The sequence below is a fragment of the Monashia sp. HAY1-2A genome (assembly GCF_056755315.1).
The window spans coordinates 20,936-42,564 of record NZ_JBNDHY010000007.1; the positions used below are offsets into that span (position 1 = coordinate 20,936).

Annotated in this window: 18 protein-coding genes; 10 read left to right on the forward strand and 8 right to left on the reverse strand. The window is 72.5% G+C overall.

The features are described from left to right. The first annotated feature begins 146 nt into the window (after positions 1-146). Genes ACPYOM_RS02035 through ACPYOM_RS02060 form a run of 6 tightly spaced genes read left to right on the forward strand, consistent with a single transcriptional unit; the run spans position 147 to position 9,977 of the window. On the forward strand, positions 147-2,342 hold the full coding sequence (locus ACPYOM_RS02035) for an alpha-1,4-glucan--maltose-1-phosphate maltosyltransferase (protein WP_481344703.1): 2,196 nt from the start codon (positions 147-149) through the stop codon (positions 2,340-2,342). A gap of 4 nt (positions 2,343-2,346) precedes the next feature. After that, positions 2,347-4,053 carry a maltose alpha-D-glucosyltransferase gene (treS, locus tag ACPYOM_RS02040; protein ID WP_481339390.1) on the forward strand — a complete coding sequence of 569 codons (1,707 nt, stop codon included), beginning with the start codon at positions 2,347-2,349 and terminating at the stop codon, positions 4,051-4,053. After that, a complete protein-coding gene (locus tag ACPYOM_RS02045) occupies positions 4,053-5,480 on the forward strand; it encodes a maltokinase N-terminal cap-like domain-containing protein (protein ID WP_481344704.1) in 1,428 nt (475 codons plus the stop codon). The genes treS and ACPYOM_RS02045 overlap by 1 nt, the downstream gene beginning before the upstream one ends. After that, the gene (gene glgB, locus ACPYOM_RS02050; RefSeq protein ID WP_481339383.1) at positions 5,477-7,795 is read left to right on the forward strand and encodes a 1,4-alpha-glucan branching protein GlgB; all 2,319 of its coding nucleotides are present in this window, start codon (positions 5,477-5,479) and stop codon (positions 7,793-7,795) included. Before ACPYOM_RS02045 ends, glgB begins: the two co-directional genes overlap by 4 nt. Continuing rightward, positions 7,792-9,438 (forward strand): phosphoglucomutase (alpha-D-glucose-1,6-bisphosphate-dependent), encoded by a 1,647-nt coding sequence (gene pgm, locus ACPYOM_RS02055; protein WP_481339379.1) that lies wholly within the window; start codon positions 7,792-7,794, stop codon positions 9,436-9,438. Before glgB ends, pgm begins: the two co-directional genes overlap by 4 nt. Continuing rightward, complete coding sequence (locus ACPYOM_RS02060; RefSeq protein ID WP_481339376.1) at positions 9,435-9,977, forward strand: hypothetical protein; 543 nt, start codon at positions 9,435-9,437, stop codon at positions 9,975-9,977. Before pgm ends, ACPYOM_RS02060 begins: the two co-directional genes overlap by 4 nt. A 9-nt stretch (positions 9,978-9,986) precedes the next feature. Here the strand turns inward: ACPYOM_RS02060 and ACPYOM_RS02065 are convergent, their stop codons facing one another. The 6 genes from ACPYOM_RS02065 to ACPYOM_RS02090 form a co-directional block, all read right to left on the reverse strand. Next, a complete protein-coding gene (locus ACPYOM_RS02065) occupies positions 9,987-10,931 on the reverse strand; it encodes a co-chaperone YbbN (RefSeq protein WP_481344705.1) in 945 nt (314 codons plus the stop codon). A gap of 14 nt (positions 10,932-10,945) precedes the next feature. Beyond that, positions 10,946-11,938, reverse strand: a complete 993-nt coding sequence (locus ACPYOM_RS02070; RefSeq protein ID WP_481339369.1) for a DUF8094 domain-containing protein — start codon at positions 11,936-11,938, stop codon at positions 10,946-10,948. A 229-nt stretch (positions 11,939-12,167) separates the two neighbouring features. Beyond that, positions 12,168-12,479: a thiamine-binding protein gene (locus tag ACPYOM_RS02075; RefSeq protein ID WP_481339367.1), complete on the reverse strand. Its 312-nt coding sequence runs from the start codon at positions 12,477-12,479 to the stop codon at positions 12,168-12,170. Between the two features lie 35 nt (positions 12,480-12,514). Then, positions 12,515-13,519 carry an N-acetyltransferase family protein gene (locus tag ACPYOM_RS02080; protein ID WP_481344706.1) on the reverse strand — a complete coding sequence of 335 codons (1,005 nt, stop codon included), beginning with the start codon at positions 13,517-13,519 and terminating at the stop codon, positions 12,515-12,517. An 82-nt stretch (positions 13,520-13,601) separates the two neighbouring features. Then, positions 13,602-14,570: a methylmalonyl Co-A mutase-associated GTPase MeaB gene (gene meaB, locus ACPYOM_RS02085; RefSeq protein ID WP_481344707.1), complete on the reverse strand. Its 969-nt coding sequence runs from the start codon at positions 14,568-14,570 to the stop codon at positions 13,602-13,604. 36 nt (positions 14,571-14,606) lie between these two features. Beyond that, positions 14,607-15,812, reverse strand: a complete 1,206-nt coding sequence (locus ACPYOM_RS02090) for an acetyl-CoA C-acetyltransferase (RefSeq protein WP_481339357.1) — start codon at positions 15,810-15,812, stop codon at positions 14,607-14,609. A 136-nt stretch (positions 15,813-15,948) separates the two neighbouring features. On the opposite strand from ACPYOM_RS02090, the gene mce reads away from it, so the two are divergent. Further along, positions 15,949-16,386, forward strand: a complete 438-nt coding sequence (gene mce / locus ACPYOM_RS02095; protein WP_481339355.1) for a methylmalonyl-CoA epimerase — start codon at positions 15,949-15,951, stop codon at positions 16,384-16,386. Between the two features lie 3 nt (positions 16,387-16,389). Here the strand turns inward: mce and ACPYOM_RS02100 are convergent, their stop codons facing one another. Next, positions 16,390-17,634 carry a glycoside hydrolase family 15 protein gene (locus ACPYOM_RS02100; RefSeq protein WP_481344708.1) on the reverse strand — a complete coding sequence of 415 codons (1,245 nt, stop codon included), beginning with the start codon at positions 17,632-17,634 and terminating at the stop codon, positions 16,390-16,392. Positions 17,635-17,721: 87 nt separating this feature from the next. Here ACPYOM_RS02100 and ACPYOM_RS02105 point away from each other — a divergent pair, with 87 nt between their 5' ends. The 3 genes from ACPYOM_RS02105 (at position 17,722) to ACPYOM_RS02115 (ending at position 20,607) form a co-directional block, all read left to right on the forward strand. Continuing rightward, positions 17,722-18,513 (forward strand): polysaccharide deacetylase family protein, encoded by a 792-nt coding sequence (locus ACPYOM_RS02105; protein WP_481344709.1) that lies wholly within the window; start codon positions 17,722-17,724, stop codon positions 18,511-18,513. Between the two features lie 160 nt (positions 18,514-18,673). Continuing rightward, positions 18,674-20,014, forward strand: a complete 1,341-nt coding sequence (gene ccrA / locus ACPYOM_RS02110; RefSeq protein ID WP_481344710.1) for a crotonyl-CoA carboxylase/reductase — start codon at positions 18,674-18,676, stop codon at positions 20,012-20,014. 86 nt (positions 20,015-20,100) lie between these two features. Further along, positions 20,101-20,607 carry a DinB family protein gene (locus ACPYOM_RS02115; RefSeq protein WP_481339343.1) on the forward strand — a complete coding sequence of 169 codons (507 nt, stop codon included), beginning with the start codon at positions 20,101-20,103 and terminating at the stop codon, positions 20,605-20,607. 13 nt (positions 20,608-20,620) lie between these two features. On the opposite strand, the gene ACPYOM_RS02120 is transcribed toward ACPYOM_RS02115, so the two are convergent. Next, on the reverse strand, positions 20,621-21,553 hold the full coding sequence (locus tag ACPYOM_RS02120) for an NAD(P)-dependent oxidoreductase (RefSeq protein WP_481344711.1): 933 nt from the start codon (positions 21,551-21,553) through the stop codon (positions 20,621-20,623). Positions 21,554-21,629: the final 76 nt, after the last annotated feature.

Genomic DNA, 21,629 nt, shown 5'->3' on the forward strand with positions numbered 1-21,629 from the left:
CCACGCCCGCGCAGCGCCCGTGTCGGGATTGCGCCAACTTCGATACGGTCGATCCCGTGAGTGGCTCAGCGAAGAAGTCCCGTTCCAGCAGGCCCGCACGACCGCGCTCGCAGGTCTCGCCCGCGAGCCGCCCCGATCCGACGTCCGTGACCACCGTGTCCCGCGACGCCCCGGCGACGCCTCCCCAGGCGGCGGCCGCCGCCCCGGCACCTGCGCCCGACGACTCCCACCCCTCGGCGGACGCGGCCTTCGTCGACGAGACCGCAGCGGGCGCGTCCCACCTGGCGCCCGAGCACCCGGCGAGCGAGGCCCCGACCGTCGAGGGCTATCCCGGGCAGGCCCGGCCCATCGGCCGCATCCCGGTCAGCGACGTGCGTCCCCTCGTCGACGGCGGCACGCGCCCGGCCAAGTCGGTGGTCGGCGAGGAGTTCGTCGTGCGCGCGAAGGTGTTCCGCGAGGGCCACGACGCCGTCAACGCCACCGCCGTGCTCACCGACCCCGACGGTCACGACCACTACTTCGCGATGCACTGCGACAACCCCGGCACGTCCGAGTGGTCCGCGACCGTCGTGGCCGGCCGCGAGGGCTGGTGGACCTACCGCGTCGAGGGGTGGTCCGACCCGTACGCGACGTGGGTCCACGACGCCGGCATCAAGATCGCCGCCGGCGTCGACGAGGACCTCATGTGCGCCGAGGGCGTCCAGGTGCTCGAGCGCTTCGCCGAGGCGGTCCGCGGCCAGGGCGTCGACGCGTCGGACATCGACCGGGGCGCACTCGCCCTCGCCGACACCCGCCGCCCCGCGGCCCACCGCTTCGGCGCGGCCACGTCCCCGGAGATCCGGGGACTGGCGGCGATCATGCCGCTGCGCGAGCTCGTCTCCCCCTCGCCGACCTACCACCTCCATGTCGAACGCGAGCTCGCGCTCTTCGGCGCGTGGTACGAGATCTTCCCCCGCTCGGAGGGGGCACGCCGCGACCCGGAGACCGGTGAGTGGGTGTCGGGCACGTTCCGCACGGCCGCCGAGCGGCTGCCCGCGATCGCCGACATGGGCTTCGACGTCGTGTACCTGACCCCCATCCACCCCATCGGCACGACGGCGCGCAAGGGCCGCAACAACAGCCTCGCCGCCGAACCCGGCGACCCCGGATCCCCTTATGCCATCGGCTCGCCCGACGGCGGCCACGACGCCATCCATCCCGACCTCGGCACCTTCGAGGACTTCGACGCCTTCGTCGCCGAGGCCCGCCGCGTCGGCCTCGAGGTGGCGCTCGACATCGCGCTGCAGGCCTCGCCGGACCACCCGTGGGTGCAGACCCACCCCGAGCTGTTCACGACGCGGGCCGACGGCACCATCGCCTACGCCGAGAACCCGCCGAAGAAGTACCAGGACATCTACCCCCTGAACTTCGACAACGACCCCGCCTCGGCGTACGCCGAGGTGCGGCGCGTCATCCAGGTCTGGCTCGACCACGGCGTGCGGATCTTCCGCGTCGACAACCCGCACACCAAGCCGGTCCGGTTCTGGCAGTGGCTCATCGCCGACGTCGCCGAGCGGTACCCCGAGACGATCTGGCTCTCCGAGGCGTTCACGAAGCCGGCCATGATGCACGAGCTGGCCAAGGCCGGCTTCCAGCAGAGCTACACGTACTACGCGTGGCGCAACCAGCGGTGGGAGCTCGAGGAGTACGGCCGCGAGCTGGCCTCCGACGCCACGGGCGCCGCGTACATGCGCCCGTCGTTCTGGCCCACGACGCACGACATCCTCACGCCGTACATGCAGTACGGCGGGCCCACGGCATGGAAGCTGCGGGCGGCGCTCGCCGCGACGATGGTGCCGACGTACGGCATCTACGCCGGGTACGAGCTGATGGAGCACGTCGCCCGGCCCGGCGCCGAGGAGCAGATCGACAACGAGAAGTACGAGTACAAGGACCGCCAGTGGTACCTCTACGAGCCCGGCGGCCCGCTCGAGGACCGGTCCCTCGCGTGGTACCTCAAGCGTCTGAACGAGATCCGCGGCTGGCACCCCGCGCTGCGGTGGCTGCGCAACCTGCACTTCCACTCGGCCGAGGACGACAACGTCCTCGTCTTCAGCAAGACCCGGGTCGACCGCGCGACCGGCGAGCGCGACACCGTCCTCGTGGTCGCCAACCTCGACCCGCACGCCACCCGTGAGACGTGGGTGCACCTCGACCTCGAGGCGATGGGTATGGCGACGTGGTCGACCTTCGACGCGCACGACCACATCACCAACCAGACCTGGCAGTGGCGGCAGGACAACTGGGTCCGCCTCGGCCCCGACTCCGAACCCGTCCACATCATCAGCGTGAGGAGCCATTGACCGCATGCAGGGACTCAACCTCTCCCAGCCGGGGCTGAAGCACGACCCCCAGTGGTTTCGCAAAGCGGTCTTCTACGAGGTGCTCGTGCGCGCCTTCGCCGACAGCAAGGGCGTCGGCGCGGGCGACTTCACCGGCCTCATCGGCCGGCTCGACTACCTCCAGTGGCTCGGCGTGGACTGCCTGTGGCTGCCGCCGTTCTACGCCTCCCCCCTGCGCGACGGCGGCTACGACATCTCCGACTACAAGGCGGTGCTGCCCGAGTTCGGCACCCTGCCGGAGTTCACCGAGCTCGTGTCCCAGGCGCACGCCCGCGGCATCCGCATCGTCACCGACCTCGTCATGAACCACACGAGCGACCAGCACCCGTGGTTCCAGGCGAGCCGGGCCGAGCCGGACGGGCCCTACGGCGACTTCTACGTCTGGTCCGACACCGACGAGGGCTACGACGACGCCCGCATCATCTTCGTCGACACCGAGGTGTCGAACTGGACCTTCGACCCGGTGCGCCGGCAGTTCTTCTGGCACCGCTTCTTCAGCCACCAGCCGGACCTCAACTTCGAGAACGAGGCCGTCCAGGAGGCGATGTTCGACGTCGTCCGCTTCTGGATGGACCTCGGCATCGACGGCTTCCGGCTCGACGCCGTTCCCTACCTCTACGAGGAGGAGGGCACGAACTGCGAGAACCTGCCGCGGACGCACGAGTTCCTGGCCCGGCTGCGCGCGATGGTCGACACCGAGTACCCCGGGCGCATCCTCCTCGCCGAGGCCAACCAGCCGCCGGCCGAGGTCGTCGACTACTTCGGCACCGACGAGGCGCCCGAGTGCCAGATGTGCTTCCACTTCCCCGTCATGCCGCGGCTCTACTACTCGCTGCGCGAGGAGAAGGCCCAGCCGATCATCGACGTCCTCGCCGACACCCCGGCGATCCCCTCGGGCACCCAGTGGGGCACCTTCCTGCGCAACCACGACGAGCTGACGCTCGAGATGGTGACGCCCGAGGAGCGCGCGGCGATGTACGGCTGGTACGCGCCCGACCCACGGATGCGCGCCAACATCGGCATCCGGCGCCGCCTCGCGCCGCTGCTCGACAACAGCCGCCCCGAGATCGAGCTCATCCACGCCCTCGTGCTCTCGCTGCCGGGATCGCCGTGCCTCTACTACGGCGACGAGATCGGCATGGGCGACAACATCTGGCTCAACGACCGGGACGCCGTCCGCACGCCGATGCAGTGGACGCCGGACCGCAACGCCGGGTTCTCGACGGTCGATCCCGGCAAGCTCTACCTGCCGGTCATCAGCAGCCTCGTGTACCACTACAACAACGTCAACGTCGAGGCGCAGATGGCCTCGTCGTCCTCGCTGCTGCACTGGGTGCGCGGGATGCTGCAGGTGCGCAGCCGCCACCCCGTCTTCGGCCTCGGCGACTTCACCGTCGTCCCGGCCGACAACGACCACATCCTCGCCTTCACCCGCTCGATGGACGCCGAGGGCGACGACCCGGCCGAGGCCATCCTCTGCGTCAACAACCTGAGCAGCCGCCCGCAGGCCGCGACGATCCAGCTGCCCGAGCAGCTCTCGGGGCGGGCGCTCGTCGACCTCTTCGGCGGCAGCGGGTTCCCCTGGGTGGCCGCCGACGGACGCGTGACGCTGACCCTCGGCTCGCGCGACTTCTTCTGGCTCCAGCTGCGCGGACAGGAGGACTACCGCTGATGGCCGTCGTCCACAAGGGGGCCACGATCACCCCGACCAAGACCGAGATGGTCACCGCGTGGATGCCGCGCCAGCGCTGGTACCACGGCAAGGGCCACGTGCCGCAGCTGCGCCGGGTCGGCGGCTTCCGCTTCGAGGACCCGGCGGGCGCGGTCGGCGTGGAGACGCTCCTGCTGTCCGACGACGCCGCCTCGCCGCCCGTCGTCTACCAGGTTCCGCTCACCTACCGCGGTGCGCCGTTGGAGGGCGCCGAGCACGCCCTCCTCGGCACGATGGAGCACAGCGTGCTCGGCACCCGGTGGGTGTACGACGGCCCGCACGACCCGGTGTACGTGTCCGAGCTCGTGCGCACCATCCTCCGCGCGGACGTGTCCGACGACGCGCAGGCGTCGGTCGGCAGCAACGCCCGAGCCACCGGGTCGGCGACCGGGCACGTCGCCGGCAGCGTCGAGTCGTCCAAGGTCCTCACCGGCGAGCAGTCGAACACGTCGATCATCTGCCGGATGACCGCCGACGGAGGTGGGCCGGCCGAGCCCCTCATCGTCAAGGTGTTCCGCACGGTCCAGGACGGCGACAACCCCGACGTCGTCGTCCAGTCCGCGCTGACCCGGGAGGGCTCGGACCGGGTGCCCCGCGCGTTCGGCAACCTGCACGGAGCGTGGGACGCTCCGGCGGGCGACGGCGTCGAGCACGGCCACCTCGCCTTCGCCCAGGAGTTCATCCCCGGCGTCGAGGACGCGTGGCGCGTCGCCCTCGTGGCCGCCGCGGCCGGCACCGACTTCACGGCGCGGGCCCGCGAGCTCGGGGTGGTCACCGCGCAGATCCACGCCGCGCTCGCGCACGCGCTCGGCACGACCGAGGCGACGCCCGAGGCACGCGCCGCGCTCGTCGCCTCCATGCGGCAGCGCTACGCCGCGGCGGCGTCCCTCGTGCCCGACCTCTCGACCCGCGCCGATGCCGTCGGTCGGGTGGCCGAGTCGGTGCGCGACGTGGAGTGGCCTGCGCTCCAACGCATCCACGGCGACTACCACCTCGGGCAGGTGCTCGACGTCCCCGAGCGCGGCTGGGTGGCCCTCGACTTCGAGGGCGAGCCGCTGCGCCCCCTCTCCGAGCGAGTCGCGCCCGACCTCACCCAGCGTGACGTCGCCGGCATGCTGCGCTCGTTCGACTACGCCGCCGGCTCGGTGGCGCTGGCCGAGGCCCCCGTCGACGCCACGGCGTGGGCGGCCGCCTGTCGCAGCGCCTTCCTCGAGGGGTACGCGTCGGTGGCGGGCGAGCCGAGCCCCGACGCCACGACGCTCGTCCGGGCCCTCGAGCTCGACAAGGCTCTCTACGAGGTGGTCTACGAGGCGCGCAACCGCCCCTCGTGGCTACCCATCCCGCTCGACGCCGTCGAGCGGCTCACCAGCGAGGAGGCCACTTCGTGACCGACCACCCGACCGGCACCCCGACCCTCGACCACCAGGCGATCGATGCGTTCCTCCAGGCCCGCAACGGCCAGCCGCACGACCTCCTGGGCCACCACATGGGGCCCGGGGGCCTCACCATCACGGCGTTCCGCCCCTTCGCCACCCGGGTCCGCGCCCGGCTCGACTCCGGTGACCACGTCGAGCTGCAGCACGTCCGCGACGGCATCTGGTCGATGACCTCGCCCGACTTCGGCACGACCCACGACTACCGCCTGCTCGTCGAGTACGGCGACGGCGTCGAGCACGAGCAGGACGACCCGTACCGGTTCGCCCCGACCCTCGGCGAGGTCGACCGGCACCTCGTCGGAGAGGGGCGACACGAGCAGCTGTGGAAGGTCCTCGGCGCGCACGTGCGCCGGTACTCCGGCCCGCTCGGCGAGGTCTGGGGCGTGTCGTTCGCGCTGTGGGCCCCGCGGGCCAAGGCGGTCCACGTCATCGGTGACTTCAACGGCTGGGACCGTCGCACCCACCCGATGCGCGCGCTGGGCCAGAGCGGCATCTGGGAGCTGTTCATCCCCGGCGCCCAGGAGGGCATGAACTACCAGTTCGCCGTCCGGGGACCCGACGAGCTCGTCCGGCTCAAGAGCGACCCCATGGCCCGGATGACCGAGGTGGCGCCGAAGCAGGCGGCCATCGTCACCGAGTCGCACTACAGCTGGGGCGACGGCGAGTGGATGGAGCAGCGGCGGCACCGCAACGCGCACGAGGGTCCGATGAGCGTCTACGAGGTGCACCTCGGCTCGTGGCGCCAGGGGCTGGGCTACCGCGGCCTGGCCGAGCACCTCGTCAACTACGTGCGCGACCTCGGGTTCACCCACGTCGAGTTCCTGCCCGTCATGGAGCACCCTTACGTGCCCTCGTGGGGCTACCACGTCACCGGCTACTACGCCCCCAGCTCGCGGTGGGGCACGCCCGACGAGTTCCGCCACCTCGTCGACGAGCTGCACAAGGCCGGCATCGGCGTCATCCTCGACTGGGTTCCCGGGCACTTCGCCACCGACGAGTGGGCGCTGGCCCGCTTCGACGGTCTGCCGCTCTACGAGCACCCCGACCCGCGTCGCGGCTGGCACCCGGAGTGGGGCTCGAACATCTTCGACTACGGCCGGCCCGAGGTGCGCAACTTCCTCGTCGCCAACGCCCTGTACTGGCTCGAGGAGTTCCACGCCGACGGTGTGCGCGTCGACGGCGTCGCCTCGATGCTCTACCTCGACTACGCCCGCGGCGAGGGCCAGTGGGTGCCGAACAAGGACGGCGGCCGCGAGAACCTCGAGGCCGTCGAGCTGCTCAAGGAGACCAACGCCACGGCGTACAAGCGCGAGGGCGGCATCGTCACCGTCGCCGAGGAGTCGACGACGTGGCCGGGGGTGACCCGCGCGACCGACCAGGGCGGCCTCGGGTTCGGCTTCAAGTGGAACATGGGCTGGATGAACGACTCGCTCAAGTACCTCGGTCAGGACCCGATCTACCGCAAGTACGAGCACGGCAAGCTGACGTTCTCCCTCATGTACGCCTTCGACGAGAACTTCGTCCTGCCGATCAGCCACGACGAGGTCGTGCACGGCAAGGGCTCGCTGCTGCGCAAGTCGCGCGGCACCCGCGAGGAGCAGGTGGCGACGCTGCGTGCCTTCCTCGCCTACCTCTGGTGCCACCCGGGCAAGCAGCTGCTCTTCATGGGCTGCGAGTTCGGCCAGGAGTCGGAGTGGTCGGAGGGCCGCAGCCTCGACTGGTGGCTGCTCGAGCAGCCGCTGCACTACCGCGTGCACAACCTCGTCAAGGACCTCAACGGCATCTACCGGCACCACCGTGCCCTCTGGGAGCTCGACAACGACCCGTCCGGGTTCGAGTGGCTCGAGGCCGACGACGCCGACCACAACACGTTCTCGTGGCTGCGGTTCGGCCGTGGTGACCGCGCCACCGACGCGCCCGCCGTCGCGTGCGTCATGAACTTCAGCGGCGAGACGCAGCCCTACTACCGCCTCGGACTGCCGCGCGGCGGGCGCTGGGAGGTCGTCCTCGACACCGCCGGCTACCACCCCGACGCCCCGAGCAGCGCCGGCATGGTCATCGAGGCCGCGGCCGAGCCGTGGAACTCCCAGCCTTTCTCGGCGGCGATCACGGTGCCCCGGTTCTCCACCGTGTGGCTCGTGCCGGTGCAGGAACCGGCCGTCGGGGCCGCTGCGACCGGTGGCGCGGGCGAGGCGTCCGCCCAGTCCCTTCCGGCCGGCGGCCAGCCGGACGCCGACCGCCCGACGACGAACGGAGACCCCTCATGAACCACCCGCGCGCGGGCCAGCCGGCCCGCCCCGAGGACCTCGTCGACGTCGAGGCGCTCGTCGCCGCGTACTACGACGGCCACCCCGACGTCGACGACCCCGACCAGCAGGTCGCGTTCGGCACGTCCGGCCATCGCGGCTCCAGCCTGCGCACCGCCTTCAACGAGGACCACATCCTCGCCACGACGCAGGCCATCGTCGACTACCGCTCCTCGCAGGGTTTCGACGGCCCGCTCTTCATCGGCCGCGACACCCACGGCCTGTCCGAGCCGGCGTGGCGCTCGGCACTCGAGGTGCTCGTCGCCAACGGGGTGACGGTGCTCGTCGACGACCGTGACGGCTACACCCCCACCCCCGCCGTCTCCCACGCGATCCTCAGGGCCAACCGGGGAAAGGCTTCGGGCGCAAGCGGTCTCGCCGACGGCATCGTCGTCACGCCGTCGCACAACCCGCCGGCCGACGGCGGCTTCAAGTACAACCCTCCGCACGGCGGACCGGCCGACACCGACGCCACCTCGGTCATCGCACGGCGTGCCAACGACCTCATCCGCGGGGGCCTGTCCGGCGTGAAGCGCGTGTCGTTCGAGAAGGCCCGTGCCGAGGCCGGCGCCTACGACTTCCTCGGCACGTACGTCGACGACCTCCCGTCGGTGCTCGACCTCGACCGCATCCGAGAGGCCGGCGTCCGCATCGGCGCCGACCCGCTCGGTGGCGCGTCGGTGGCCTACTGGGGCGAGATCGCCGAGCGGCACGGCCTCGACCTCACCGTCGTCAACCCGCGCGTCGACCCGCAGTGGGCGTTCATGACGCTCGACTGGGACGGCAAGATCCGCATGGACTGCAGCTCGCCCTCGGCGATGGCCTCGCTCATCGGCGCCAAGGACGACTACGACATCTCGACGGGCAACGACGCCGACGCCGACCGCCACGGCATCGTCACCCCGGACGCCGGGCTGATGAACCCCAACCACTACCTCGCCGTGGCGATCCGCTACCTCTACGGCGGCGCGCGGCCGGGCTGGGGCGAGGGCACCGCCATCGGCAAGACGCTCGTGTCCTCCTCGATGATCGACCGCGTGGCCGGCGAGCTCGGCCGCACCCTGCTCGAGGTGCCGGTCGGCTTCAAGTGGTTCGTGCCGGGCCTGCTCGACGGCTCCGTGGGGTTCGGCGGGGAGGAGTCGGCCGGCGCGAGCTTCCTGCGCACCGACGGCAGCGTGTGGTCCACCGACAAGGACGGCATCCTCCTGGCCCTGCTGGCCTCGGAGATCCTCGCCGTCACGGGCCGCACGCCGAGCCAGCACTACGCCGACCTGACCGAGCGCTTCGGTTCGCCGGCCTACGCCCGCATCGACGCCCCGGCCGACCGGGAGCAGAAGGCCAAGCTGGCGGCGCTGTCGCCCGACGACGTCACCGCGCAGTCACTTGCGGGAGAGTCGATCACCGGCAAGCTCACCTCGGCGCCGGGCAACGACGCGAAGATCGGCGGGCTCAAGGTGACCACCGAGAGCGCGTGGTTCGCCGCCCGCCCGTCCGGCACCGAGGACGTCTACAAGATCTACGCCGAGTCCTTCAAGGGCGCAGAGCACCTCGCCCAGGTGCAGGCCGAGGCCCGCGACGTCGTGTCGGCGGCGCTCGGCGGATGACCGATGCCGGATCGCCCGGTGCCGGCCCCGCGGGCGGGGACGGCGCCGGTGAGGTTCACGGTCGCCTCGTCCTCGTGACCGGGGCGGACGCGTCAGGCCTCGGTCGCCTGGCCCGTGCTGTCGGGGAACGGCTCGGCGGGGCCGTCGTCGTCGAGGGCCGGGTGCTCGACGCCATGCTCGTCGGCGGGGCCTGGGCCGAACCGGTCCCGGCGGGTGGCGACCTCGCCCACGTGCGCCGCCGGCTGCTCCGGTGGTCGGCCGGGCTCGCGGTCGCCGAGACCTACCTCATCGAGGGCTACGACGTCGTCGTCGCCGACCGTGTGGAGGGCGACCTCCTCGAGGACTACCTCGACCTGGCTGCGCCGGAGCCGGTGCACCTCGTGGTCGTCGGCGCCGGCATCGACCCCGCCACGCCGGGCTGGGGCCTCTGGGTCACGACGCCGCCCGAGACCGGGGACGCCGAGGCCCTGGCCGGCACGTCGGCCGAGGTGGTCGAGCGGCTCGGTGAGTCGCTCGTCCGGACCGCTCCGACGGACTGAGCAGCCGACTCAGAACAGGGCGCTCATCAGGGCCTTGCGGGCCCGCGCGACGCGCTCGTCGGAGGTGCCGACGAGCTCGAAGAGCTCGACGAGGTGCTCGCGGACCCGGTTGCGGTCGGCGTCGGCCGTGACCCGCACCGTGTCGACGAGGCGCGCGAACGCGTCCTCGACGTGGCCGCCGAGGACGTCGAGGTCGGCAACGAGGATCTGGGCGTCGACGTCGGTCGGGGCCGCGGCCGCGGCGGCGCGCGCCTCCTGCAGGTCGGCACCCCGGGTGCGCTGGAGCAGTCCGACCTGGGCGAGGCCGATCTTGGCGTCGGTGTCGGCGGGGCTCTGCGCCAGCGCCTCGCGGTAGGCCTCGGCCGCAGTGTCAAGGTCGTCGGCCTCGATGGCGTCGAACGCCTTCTGGTGCAGGGGCGGCAGCGGTTGCTCCTCGACGGCGTCCTGCTCGACCGGGGCCTCCCCGGCGCCCGGCACCGTGCCGGTGACGCCGTGCTGCGCCGCGAGGGCGAGCACCTGGTCCACGACGGCGGTGACCTGGGCCTCGGGCTGCACACCCTCGAAGAGCGGCACGGGCTGGCCCTGGACGAACGCGAAGCTCACCGGGACGGCCTGCACCTGGAAGGCCTGCAGGATGCCGGGGTTGGCGTCGACGTCGACGGTGACGAGCTGGAAACGCCCGGCGTAGCGCCGGGCCACCGCCGCGAACGTCGCGACGAAGTCGGCCGACTCCTGCAGCCGGGGCGACCACAGGACCATGACGACGGGGAAGCGGGCGCTCGCCCCGACGATGTCGCGGACCGCCGCGTCAGTGCCCTCGACGACGACGCCGGCAGCGTCCGTCGAGGTGGCGGCCGCGGCGGAGCCGGGGCCAGCCGGCGGGGCCGGACGCTTGAGCGACGAGAGGTCGACGGCACCGCGCAGTGCTGCTGCGGTGAATGGCTGCTGGCTCATGGATCAATCCTGCCTCACCGGCCCGTGCCGTCGACGAGCTGGTCCGAGGAGGCCACGACGCGGGCCTGGCCGGAGGCAGGGATGACGAAGGCGACGATCTCGTTCGAGGTCAGGTCGGCCTCGGTGGTGATCTGCTTGATGCCGGTCAGGAGGGTGAGGTCCTTGGCCGGCTTGAGCTTCATCGGCGTGCGCATCGCGATGGCGTCGTGGCGCACGAGGTGGGCGAACACGATCGCGCCCTGGCCGTCCTTGAGGCGCAGCCCGCCGATGACCCCCTTGGGCTCGTGCTTCTGGGTGAAGGAGCCCTGGTTGTTCAGCGCCTGGGCCTGGGCCCGGGCCGACTGGCGCAGCTGCTCGGTCAGCGGGTCGTCGGCGAGCAGCTTGGAGGCCACCGGGTCCGGGAACTGCACCGAGGAGGCGAAGGCGGCGACGACGTCGTCGGGCGCGGCGACCAGGCCCTTGCCGGCGGCGACGGCCGCCGAGCCGTCGGTCGTCGGGTCGAGCGCGTCCAGCTTGGCGTCGGGCAGCATCGGGGTGACCGCCGCGGCCTTGAACGGCCCGCTCCGGCTGTCGGCGACGAGGAGGACGAGCACCGCCGCACCGGTCTTCTTCAGCGTCGTCTGGGCCAGGATCTGGACCGGCTTGTCGCCCTGCCGGGAGACGCCGAGCACCTTGGCCCCCGTCGTCGACAGCTCGGCCTCGGCCTTCTCTGCCGCGGTCCGGCCGCCGAGCGTCTTGGCGAAGGCGTTCGCCGACTCGAGGGCGGCGCCGGTCCACGCCTTCTCGCGCGCGGCCGCACCCGCGGGAGAGCCGTCGAGCATCGAGGTGGCGACGGCCGACACGGCGCTCGACACGGTCGACCCGGCGGTGTCGACCGAGACCGCGGGGGTCTCGGAGGCACCGGTCCCGTCGCTGCCGTCGTCGGCGTTTCCGGTGCACGCGGACAGCATCGCGACGGAGGCGAGGGCGGCGGCCAGGACGCGGCGACGGGTCGCGGGGCGTGGCATGGAGAGACCTTTCGGGACTCGGGAGGACCGGACGGTGACCGACACGGGCCGCCGAGGCCCCGGGCCGCTCGGGCAGCCACGGGACGTCGGACGGCCGACACGGGCGCGGCCACCGTCAAGTTACGCACGAGTCGGCGCGTCACCACAAATCGAGTCCGACGCGCCCGCGGACATAGCCGGACACTCGGGGCACCCCGGTCGGCACTACCGGCCGGGAGCTGCCCGTGGGTCAGCCGTCCTGGCGGTCGATGGCTTCCTCGAGCCGTTCGAGCTTGCCGTCGAGCTCACCGGTGAACCCGGGCCGGATGTCGGCCTTGAGGACGAGCCCGACGCGCGGCGAGACCTCGGCGATGACGTCGCAGCAGCGCTTGACGACGGCCATGCACTCGTCCCACTCCCCCTCGACCGTCGTGAACATCGCGTCGGTGCGGTGCGGCAGCCCGGACTCGCGGACGACGCGGACGGCCGAGGCGACGGCGTCGCTCACCGAACCGGTGTCGTCGGCGGCGACGGTGGGTGCGACGGAGAAGGCGATCAGCATGCGCCCACCGTATGCCGCCGCGTCACGGCCTGCGCTCAGAGGTCCTTGCGCATCGAGTGGGCCTTCTCGGTGATGCGGAAGCCGAGGTCGACGTTGATCCGGACCATCCACGGGTTCTGCTCGTCGTTCATCGTCTGCACGCGCGTGCGCTGCGGGAACTGCTCGGCGAGCAGGTCGAGGTTGGCGACCTTGACCGCCGTGCCCAGCCGGTGGCCGCGGTGCTCCGGGAGCACGAGCGTGCCCCACTGGTGGACGACGTCCGGGTCCGACGGCGGCACGTTGAGGTCGGTGTAGGCGGCGACGGCACCGGTGTCCCGGTGGACGGCGACGGCGGTCAGGAGGGTGTCGCCGACACTGGCGTGGTGCTCGAGCATCGTCTGGTAGTCCTCGACCGTCTGCGACTCCGGCTCGAAGTCGACGTCGCCGGTGGGCGCGTCGAGGATGAGCCGGTTCGACGCGTCGCACACGCCCTGGCGCAGCTCCTGCGGCACGCCGCCGGTGTAGACGCGCACCTCGTACGCCTCGCCCATGGCTGTGGCGGCACGGTCGCGCTCGCGGTCCATGACCTCGGCATCGACGGGCAGCGACAGGCACCGGACGATCTCGGTGCTCGCGACGTGGTAGCCACGCTTCTCCGCGAAGGCGCGGTCGGGGTGGTCGTCACGGCCCTCGGGCACGAACACCTCGGCCAGGAGCATGGCGCGGTCACCGGCGCGCGCCCGCTCCTCGCTCCACGCGAGCAGAGCACCGCCGTGACCGGCGCGACGGTGCTCGGGGTCGACGCGCAGCTCGGCCCAGCACTTGTCGAGGTTCTCGCGCTCGGGGAAGTACAGCTGCGACCACCCGACCGGGGAGCCGTCGACGACGGCCACGGCGCCCTCCGTACGCTCGCCCGGGAAGTCGAAGCGCAGCCACTTGGCGAACTCCTCGGGCGTGCGCCGCACGGGGTGCACGCGCGACACGGCATCGACGCGCGAGGCGATGCCGTACAGCTCCTTGACCACGACGTCGTCGTCGCGGTCGAGCGGGATGATGTCCATGCCTCGACGGTGACACCGTGGGGCGGGCGCCCACAACGCAATTACCGCGGCGCGGAGACCGCGGAGACCGCGGAGACCGGCCTCAGTCGTCGAGGTGGGCGACGAGCCGGTCCGCCGCCGCGTAGGGGTCGAGCCGCCCGGCCACGACCTCCTGTGCCAGCGATGCGAGGTCCGCCCGCCCACCGAGCTGGGCGAAGCGCGAACGGAGGTCGGCGAGGGCGATCGCCTGGACCTCGTCGGCCGCGCGTCGCTCGCGACGACGCGCGAGCTCCCCGTTCTCCTCGACGAAGGCGCGGTGCTTGTCGAGCGCCTCCATGACCTCGTCCACGCCGGTCCCCTGCGCGGCGACGGTCTTGACGACGGGGGGTCGCCACAGCCCGGGCTCCGTCCGGTCGCCGAGGGAGATCATGTGGCGCAGGTCGCGAACGGTCGCGTCGGCGCCGTCGCGGTCGGCCTTGTTGACGACGAAGACGTCGCCGATCTCGAGGATGCCGGCCTTCGCGGCCTGGATGCCGTCGCCCATGCCCGGTGCGAGGAGCACGACCGACGTGTCGGCCAGGCCGGCGATCTCGACCTCCGACTGGCCGACCCCGACCGTCTCGACGAGCACGACGTCGCAGCCGGCGGCGTCGAGCACGCGGATGGCCTGGGGCGTCGCCCACGACAGGCCGCCGAGGTGGCCGCGCGAGGCCATCGAGCGGATGTAGACCTCCGGGTCGAGGGCGTGGTCCTGCATCCGGACGCGGTCGCCGAGCAGGGCGCCCCCGGAGAACGGCGAGCTCGGGTCGACGGCGAGGACACCGACCCGTAGGCCGCGTTCGCGGAACGCCCCGACGAGCGCCGTCGTCGTCGTCGACTTCCCGACGCCGGGCGAACCGGTGAGGCCGATCACCCAGGCGCTGCCGGAGCGCGGCGCGAGCGCGGCCATCACCTCGCGCAGCGCCTCGTGGCGGTCCTCGACGAGCGAGATGAGGCGCGCGACGGCGCGCGGGGACCCCGCCCGGGCCGAGTCGACCAGGGCGGGGACGTCGACGGTGCGGCGCGGACTCACGGGTGGCGCGGCTCGGCTCGTCGCGACGCGGACGCGTCAGGCGGTCTTCGGCACGCGGACGATGAGGGCGTCGCCCTGCCCGCCACCACCGCACAGCGCGGCCGCGCCGACCCCGCCGCCGCGGCGCCGGAGCTCGAGCGCGAGGTGCAGAGCGATGCGGGCCCCCGACATGCCGATGGGGTGGCCGAGCGCGATGGCGCCGCCGTTGACGTTGACCTTCTCGACGTCGATGCCGAGCTCCTTGGCCGAGGCCAGACCGACGGCGGCGAACGCCTCGTTGATCTCGACGAGGTCGAGGTCGGCGGGCGTGATGCCCTCCTTCTCGCAGGCCTTGGCGATGGCGCGCGCCGGCTGCTGCTGGAGCGTCGAGTCCGGGCCGGCGACGACGCCGTGGGCCCCGATCTCCGCGACCCACGACAGGCCGAGCTCCTCGGCCTTCGTGCGGCTCATGACGACGACCGCCGCGGCGCCGTCGGAGATCTGCGACGCCGAGCCCGCCGTGATGGTGCCGTCCTTGGCGAACGCCGGACGCAGGCCGGACAGCGAGGCCGCCGTGGTGTCGGCCCGGATGCCCTCGTCGTTCTTGAACTCGACCGGGTCGCCCTTGCGCTGCGGGATCGACACGGCGACGACCTCGTCGTCGAAGACGCCGTCCTTCCAGGCCTTGGCTGCCAGCTGGTGGCTGCGCGCCGAGAACTCGTCCTGCTCCTCGCGCGTGAAGGCCTGGGCGCCGGTGTTGGCCTGCTCGGTCAGGGCTCCCATCGCCTGGTCGGTGAAGGCGTCCCACAGGCCGTCGTGGGCCATGTGGTCACGCACCGTCACGTCGCCGTACTTGTAGCCCTCGCGCGACTTCGTCATGAGGTGCGGGGCGTTCGTCATCGACTCCTGGCCGCCGGCCACGACGACGTCGAACTCTCCCGCCCGGATCAGCTGGTCGGCCATGGCGATGGCGTTGATGCCCGAGAGGCAGACCTTGTTGATCGTCAGGGCCGGCACGGTCAGCGGGATGCCCGCGGCGTGCGCGGCCTGGCGGGCCGGGATCTGGCCGGCACCGGCCTGGAGCACCTGGCCCATGATGACGTACTCGACCTGCTCGGGCGCGACGCCCGACTTCTCCAGCGCGCCCTTGATCGCGATGCCGCCGAGGTCGGCCCCGGAGAAGTCCTTGAGCGACCCGAGCAGCCGGCCCATCGGGGTCCGGGCTCCGGCGACGATCACCGAGGTGGGACGGTCAGAAGTCATGGGAAGAGCCTCTCCAACGTCATCGGGGATGTCCTCATCACTCTAGTCTCGGCATCCGGGCACCCCCGCCGGGCATGACCAAGCGCACACGTGCCGTCGCTTCTGCCCCGTGGGACCGGGTCCTACGTTGGTCGCCATGAGCACGTTGACCGGTCCCCTGTTCACGCACATCGACCACGTCGGCATCGCGGTGCCCGACCTCGACGCCGCCATCGCGTTCTACCGCGACACGTACGGCATGACGATGCTCCACGAGGAGACGAACGAGGAGCAGGGCGTTCGCGAGGCGATGATGGGCGTCGGCGACTCCGGGTCCTGCATCCAGCTGCTGGCGCCCCTGTCGCCGGAGTCGACGATCGCGAGGTTCCTCGACCGCAGCGGCCCGGGCATCCAGCAGCTGGCCTACCGCGTCAGCGACATCGACGCCGTGTGCACGACGCTGCGCGAGCGCGGGCTGCGTCTGCTCTACGACGCCCCGAGGCGCGGCACGAGCGACAGCAGGGTGAACTTCATCCACCCCAAGGATGCCGGCGGCGTGCTCGTCGAGCTCGTCGAGCCCGCGGGCGCGCACTGACGCTCAGCCGGCGGGGAGGACGGCCTGCCGGCTCTCGAGCTCGTGCTCGGTGAGGACGACGAGCGCGGCGGTCCAGGCCAGCGGTGCCGGCCCCGCCGGCCGCCCGTCGGGGAGCACCTTCTCCGGCAGGCTGCCCCATGCGGTGCAGTGGCCCTCCAGCCAGCCCAGCCAGCGCTCGGCCAGCTCGACGCGTCCGGACGCGGCTGCCGTGTACGCGACGAGCGCGGTCTCCGGGGTCCACGACACCCCGTCGGACTTCCAGCCCGCACCCGGTGCCAGCCCGCCGGCCTCACGCAGCGCGAGGACCGGGTAGCGCTCCCAGGCGCGCACGGCGGCGGCGTCGTCGAGCGTGGCGAACGGCGGCATGAGCATCGCCACGGCGGCGTCGAGACCGCCGGAGGAGCCGTGCCGCTCATAGGTCGGGCCGAACGTCGAGCGCACGAGCGCACGGAGCCGCGCGGCGGCCGCTGAGCACCGGGCCGCAGCCGTCGAGCTGCCTTCTGCAGCAAGGCTCCTGGCCGCGGCCTCGAGACCTGCAGCCAGCGGCGCGGCGGTACCGAGGGTGACACGCCCCTCGGGCACCTCCCAGTAGTCGGGCGTGGGCTCGGGCAGGCGGTGGCCGTCGGCTGTCTGGTCGAGGGCGAAGCGCACGGCTCGGTCCCGCAGGGCTCGCAGGTCGGCCGGCAGCACGCGGGCGCCCGTGCCGGTACGGGTGGCGTCGAGGCCCCAGAGGACCCAGCCGGCACCGTCGGTCTGGGGCGGTCGGTCGTCGGGCGGTCCCGAGCCGTCGAGCCGGTAGCGCGCCTCGAAGCCTCCGTCCCGGCGCTGGACACGGGCGAGGAAGCGCCACACCCGCCATGCGTCGTCCTCGTGCCCGGACACGGCGTACGCCGCCGCGACGAAGGCGCTGTCGCGGGGCCAGGCGTAGGCCCACGGCGCGTCGGGCCCGGCGGCCACGGCCCCGGTGTCGCGGGTCAGCCCGTGCAGGTCGGCGAGCGCACCGGCGACGAGACGGCGCCGGCTCGGCTCGAGCGGCGCCCCGCCCCGCGCCAGCCAGGCGGCGTCCTCCACGGGGCGCAGGAGGCGGCTGCCCAGCGAGGCCGGGACGAAGGGCGGCCGGTCCCGCCAGTCGGCCCCGTTGCGCAGCGTCGGCAGCGGTTCCGGGTGGACGACCTGGGGCAGCACGAGGCCGAGCGAGAGCACCGCGGCCGCCGTCGCCGCCGCAGCCGTCGTCGCGACCCGCCGCATCACCGCCCCCTCTCGTGGCGGCGTCAGTGTGCCAGAGCCGCGACGGCGCCACGCCGGGTTCGCATCCGGCCGCCGTAGCATCCGGCCATGGACATCTCGCGGCGGCGGGCGATCACCGGCGGGGCCGGCGTGGCGGTCGGCGCGGTGGGGGCGGTGTCGGCCCGGACCGTCACCGACCGGCTGGCCGAGAACACGCCCCTGCCGTTCTACGGCAGCCCCGCGAGCGGCGTCCGCCCGGACCGCGGCGCCCCGGGGGTCGCGTCCGGCAGCGTCGTGTGGAGCGGGGACCCGACCGCGCGACGCGTCGCCCTCACCTTCGACGACGGACCGCACCCCGACTGGACCCCGAAGGTGCTCGCCGCGCTCGAGGCCGCCGACGCGCCCGCGACGTTCTTCTGCCTCGGGCGCAACGTGCGCGACCACGCGGTCGTCCACCGGTCGAGCGTGGGCCGCCACGAGCTGGCCAACCACACCTACGAGCACCGGGACCTCGCCCGGCTCGGCTACGACCGGTGCCGGGACGAGATCCGCCGCACGAGCGAGGCGATGCAGGCGGCGTGGGGCGTCGCGCCGACGCTCTTCCGGCCGCCGTACGGCCACCTCGGCGGTGCGGCCGTGCTCGCGGCGGCCGAGCTCGGGCTGACGACCGTACTGTGGTCGGCGCAGGCCCGCGAGGACCTCGTCGCCGCCCACCCCGACGGCATCGTCGAGGACCTCGCGTCCCTCGTGCGGCCCGGGAGCATCGTGCTGGCCCACGACACCGGCTCGTCCGACCGCCTCATCACCATCGAGCGGCTGCCCCGGATCGTCGAACGCCTGCGCGCGGACGGCTACGAGCTCGTCACCGTCTCGACGCTGCTCGGCGGGGCCGAGGCGTGAGTGGCCGCGCGACCCGTGACCCAGGTCACCTGTGGTGGGCGTCTCACCCGGGACGCCGCCTTCCGGCACCGTGGCTACCGTCGGGTCACGAGCCGGCGACGGCGAGCAGGACCTTGTGCAACCAGGTGACCAATGACGCTGCGACGTAAGGACCTTTGACATGCAGGCCATCCGCGACGCCATCCTCTCCGGCGACCGCACCCGGGAGACCTACGCGGCCCTCGAGATCCCGCAGGCCTATCGGGGGGCGACCGTCCACAAGGACGAGGTCGGCATGTTCGAGGGGATCGCCACCCGCGACAAGGACCCCCGCAAGTCCCTGCACATCGACGAGGTGCCGGTCCCCGAGCTCGCCCCCGGCGAGGCCCTCGTCGCCGTCATGGCCAGCGCCATCAACTACAACACGGTGTGGACCTCGATCTTCGAGCCGGTCTCGACGTTCGGTTTCCTCGAGCGCTACGGGCGGACGTCGGAGTACGCGCGGCGGCACGACCTGCCCTACCACGTCGTCGGCTCCGACCTGGCCGGCGTCGTCCTCCGGGTCGGCCCCGGCGTCACCAAGTGGAAGCCCGGGACCGAGGTCGTGGCCCACTGCCTGTCGGTCGAGCTCGAGGACGCCGAGGGTCACGACGACACGATGATGGACCCGCAGCAGCGGATCTGGGGCTTCGAGACGAACTTCGGAGGCCTCGCCGAGCTCGCCGTCGTCAAGGCCAACCAGCTCATGCCGAAGCCGGACCACCTGACGTGGGAGGAGGCCGCCTCACCGGGGCTCGTCAACTCGACCGCCTACCGGCAGCTGATCTCCAAGCACGGCGCTGCCATGAAGCTCGGAGACCGCGTCCTCATCTGGGGCGCGTCGGGCGGTCTCGGCTCCTACGCCACGCAGATGGCCCTCGCCGGTGGCGCCACCCCGATCTGCGTCGTGTCCTCGCCGGAGAAGGCGCAGATCTGCCGCGCCATGGGCGCCGAGCTCATCATCGACCGCTCGGCCGAGGGCTACCGGTTCTGGAACGAGGACGGAACCGAGCAGAACCCGAAGGAGTGGCAGCGCCTCGGCAAGCGCATCCGCGAGCTGACCGGCGGCTACGACGTCGACATCGTCTTCGAGCACCCGGGCCGCGAGACCTTCGGCGCCAGCGTCTACGTGGCTCGCAAGGGCGGCACCATCGTCACGTGCGCCTCGACGTCGGGCTACATGCACGAGTACGACAACCGCTACCTGTGGATGAACCTCAAGCGCATCGTCTCCTCGCACTTCGCCAACTACCGCGAGGCGTGGGAGGCCAACGAGCTGGTCAACCGCGGGCTCATCCACCCGACGCTGAGCAAGACGTACGCGCTCGACGAGGTGGGGCAGGCTGCCCTCGACGTGCACCAGAACGCCCACCAGGGCAAGGTCGGTGTCCTGACGCTCGCCCCGCAGGCCGGGCTCGGCGTCACGAACCCCGACAAGCGCGCCGGCTTCGAGGAGGCCATCAACCGCTTCCGCAACCAGTAAGCCGCATCGGTCCCCGCACGAGGGGGCCGGTCCACCGCAGGGGTGGACCGGCCCCCTCGCGTGCCGTCACGTGGCAGGCTCGGGCCATGACGCTGCCCACGACGTTCGTCCGCGAGGTCATCGACGCGCCGGCCCGGGAGCAGAGCGAGCGGTTCCTCGACGAGCACCGCACGGCCCTGCGCGAGACGCTCACGGGCCTGAGCGAGCAGGAGGCGAGGCGCTCGCTCGTGCCGTCGGCCACGACGCTGCTCGGCCTCGTCAAGCACGCGACGTACGTCGAGAAGGTGTGGTTCGACCACGCCCTGACCGGACGCACCCGCGCCGAGATCGGCATCCCGGAGCGGTCGGAGGACTCCTTCCTGCTCAGCGACGACGACTCGGTGGCCTCGGTCGTGCAGGCCCACCGGAAGGCGTGCGAGGCGTCGGCGCGCGCCACGGCACACCTCGGTCTCGACGACGTCCTCACGGGCTACCGGCTCGGGCCGCTGCCGCTGCGGTGGGTCCACCTCCACGTCCTGCGCGAGCTCGCGCAGCACTGCGGGCACGCGGACATCCTGCGCGAGCAGGTGCTCGTGAGCCGGCCGCCGGGCTGAGGCACCCCCGGGATCAGGTCTCCTTCGGGCGAGAGGCGCCGCAGGCGGGGCCGATCCCGTCCCTCGCCTCGAGCGCGGTGACGACGGCTGCCATGTCCAGCGCTCCCGCGCCCGACTCCTCGGTCTCGCGGAAGAGCTCGCGGGTGACGTCGAGCAGCGGGCTCACCGCACCCACCGCACGAGCCGCCTCGGCGACGAGCCGGGTGTTGGTGTGGACGTCACGGACCGCCGCCTGGGCCTCGAAGTCCCGGTCGGCGAGCTTGGCGAGCTTGAGGGTCGACACGTCGCTCGCCATGGGGCCGAGATCGAGCGCCCGGCGGAACGCCGCGAGCTCGAGACCCATCGCCGCCGCGAGGTGGTGGGCCTCCGCGAGCCCGGCCACCATCGTGCACAGGTAGAGGTTGACGGCGAGCTTGGTGCCCAAGCCCTTCGGCACCGGGCCGCAGCGCAGAACCGCGCGGCACAGGTGGCGCAGGAGCGGCTCGACCTGCTCGACGGCGTCGTCCTTTCCGGCGACGAGCCCGACGAGCTCGCCACGCTCGGCCGGCACGCGAGAGCCCGAGACGGGCGCCTCGACGTACCGTCCTCCGGCACGCTCGACGTCCCGGGCGAGGGCCGCGGAGAACTGCGGGGAGGTGGTGCCGAGGTGCACGAGGGTGCGGTCGGCGACCGCGGCGTCGAACGCCGGGGTGCCGCGCCGCAGCACCTCGTCGACAGCCTCCTCGTTCGCGAGCATGAGCAGCACGACCTCGCTCCTGGCGAAGACCGCGGCCGGCGACTCGCACACGACGGCGCCGAGGGCGGCCAGCTCCGCTGCAGGGCGCGGCGAGCGGTTCCACACCACCAGCGGCAGGCCCGCGCGCAGGAGGTTCGTCGCCATGGGCCTGCCCATGATTCCCAGTCCGATGAACCCGATCCGCTGCATGGCGCCTCCCGGCTCGTTCATTATGACACCTGTCATAGTAGGTGCCGACATCATGACACGCGTCATAGTTGCGGCGTACGATGCCGTCTCTCAGGAG

Coding starts and splice junctions, on each gene's coding strand:
- treS (WP_481339390.1), top strand. CDS start 2,347: ATGCAGGGACTCAACCTCTCCCAGCCGGGGCTGAAGCACGACCCCCAG.
- ACPYOM_RS02045 (WP_481344704.1), top strand. CDS start 4,053: ATGGCCGTCGTCCACAAGGGGGCCACGATCACCCCGACCAAGACCGAG.
- pgm (WP_481339379.1), top strand. CDS start 7,792: ATGAACCACCCGCGCGCGGGCCAGCCGGCCCGCCCCGAGGACCTCGTC.
- ACPYOM_RS02060 (WP_481339376.1), top strand. CDS start 9,435: ATGACCGATGCCGGATCGCCCGGTGCCGGCCCCGCGGGCGGGGACGGC.
- ACPYOM_RS02065 (WP_481344705.1), bottom strand. CDS start 10,931: ATGAGCCAGCAGCCATTCACCGCAGCAGCACTGCGCGGTGCCGTCGAC.
- ACPYOM_RS02070 (WP_481339369.1), bottom strand. CDS start 11,938: ATGCCACGCCCCGCGACCCGTCGCCGCGTCCTGGCCGCCGCCCTCGCC.
- ACPYOM_RS02075 (WP_481339367.1), bottom strand. CDS start 12,479: ATGCTGATCGCCTTCTCCGTCGCACCCACCGTCGCCGCCGACGACACC.
- ACPYOM_RS02080 (WP_481344706.1), bottom strand. CDS start 13,519: ATGGACATCATCCCGCTCGACCGCGACGACGACGTCGTGGTCAAGGAG.
- ACPYOM_RS02090 (WP_481339357.1), bottom strand. CDS start 15,812: ATGACTTCTGACCGTCCCACCTCGGTGATCGTCGCCGGAGCCCGGACC.
- mce (WP_481339355.1), top strand. CDS start 15,949: ATGAGCACGTTGACCGGTCCCCTGTTCACGCACATCGACCACGTCGGC.
- ACPYOM_RS02100 (WP_481344708.1), bottom strand. CDS start 17,634: ATGCGGCGGGTCGCGACGACGGCTGCGGCGGCGACGGCGGCCGCGGTG.
- ACPYOM_RS02105 (WP_481344709.1), top strand. CDS start 17,722: ATGGACATCTCGCGGCGGCGGGCGATCACCGGCGGGGCCGGCGTGGCG.
- ccrA (WP_481344710.1), top strand. CDS start 18,674: ATGCAGGCCATCCGCGACGCCATCCTCTCCGGCGACCGCACCCGGGAG.
- ACPYOM_RS02115 (WP_481339343.1), top strand. CDS start 20,101: ATGACGCTGCCCACGACGTTCGTCCGCGAGGTCATCGACGCGCCGGCC.
- ACPYOM_RS02120 (WP_481344711.1), bottom strand. CDS start 21,553: ATGAACGAGCCGGGAGGCGCCATGCAGCGGATCGGGTTCATCGGACTG.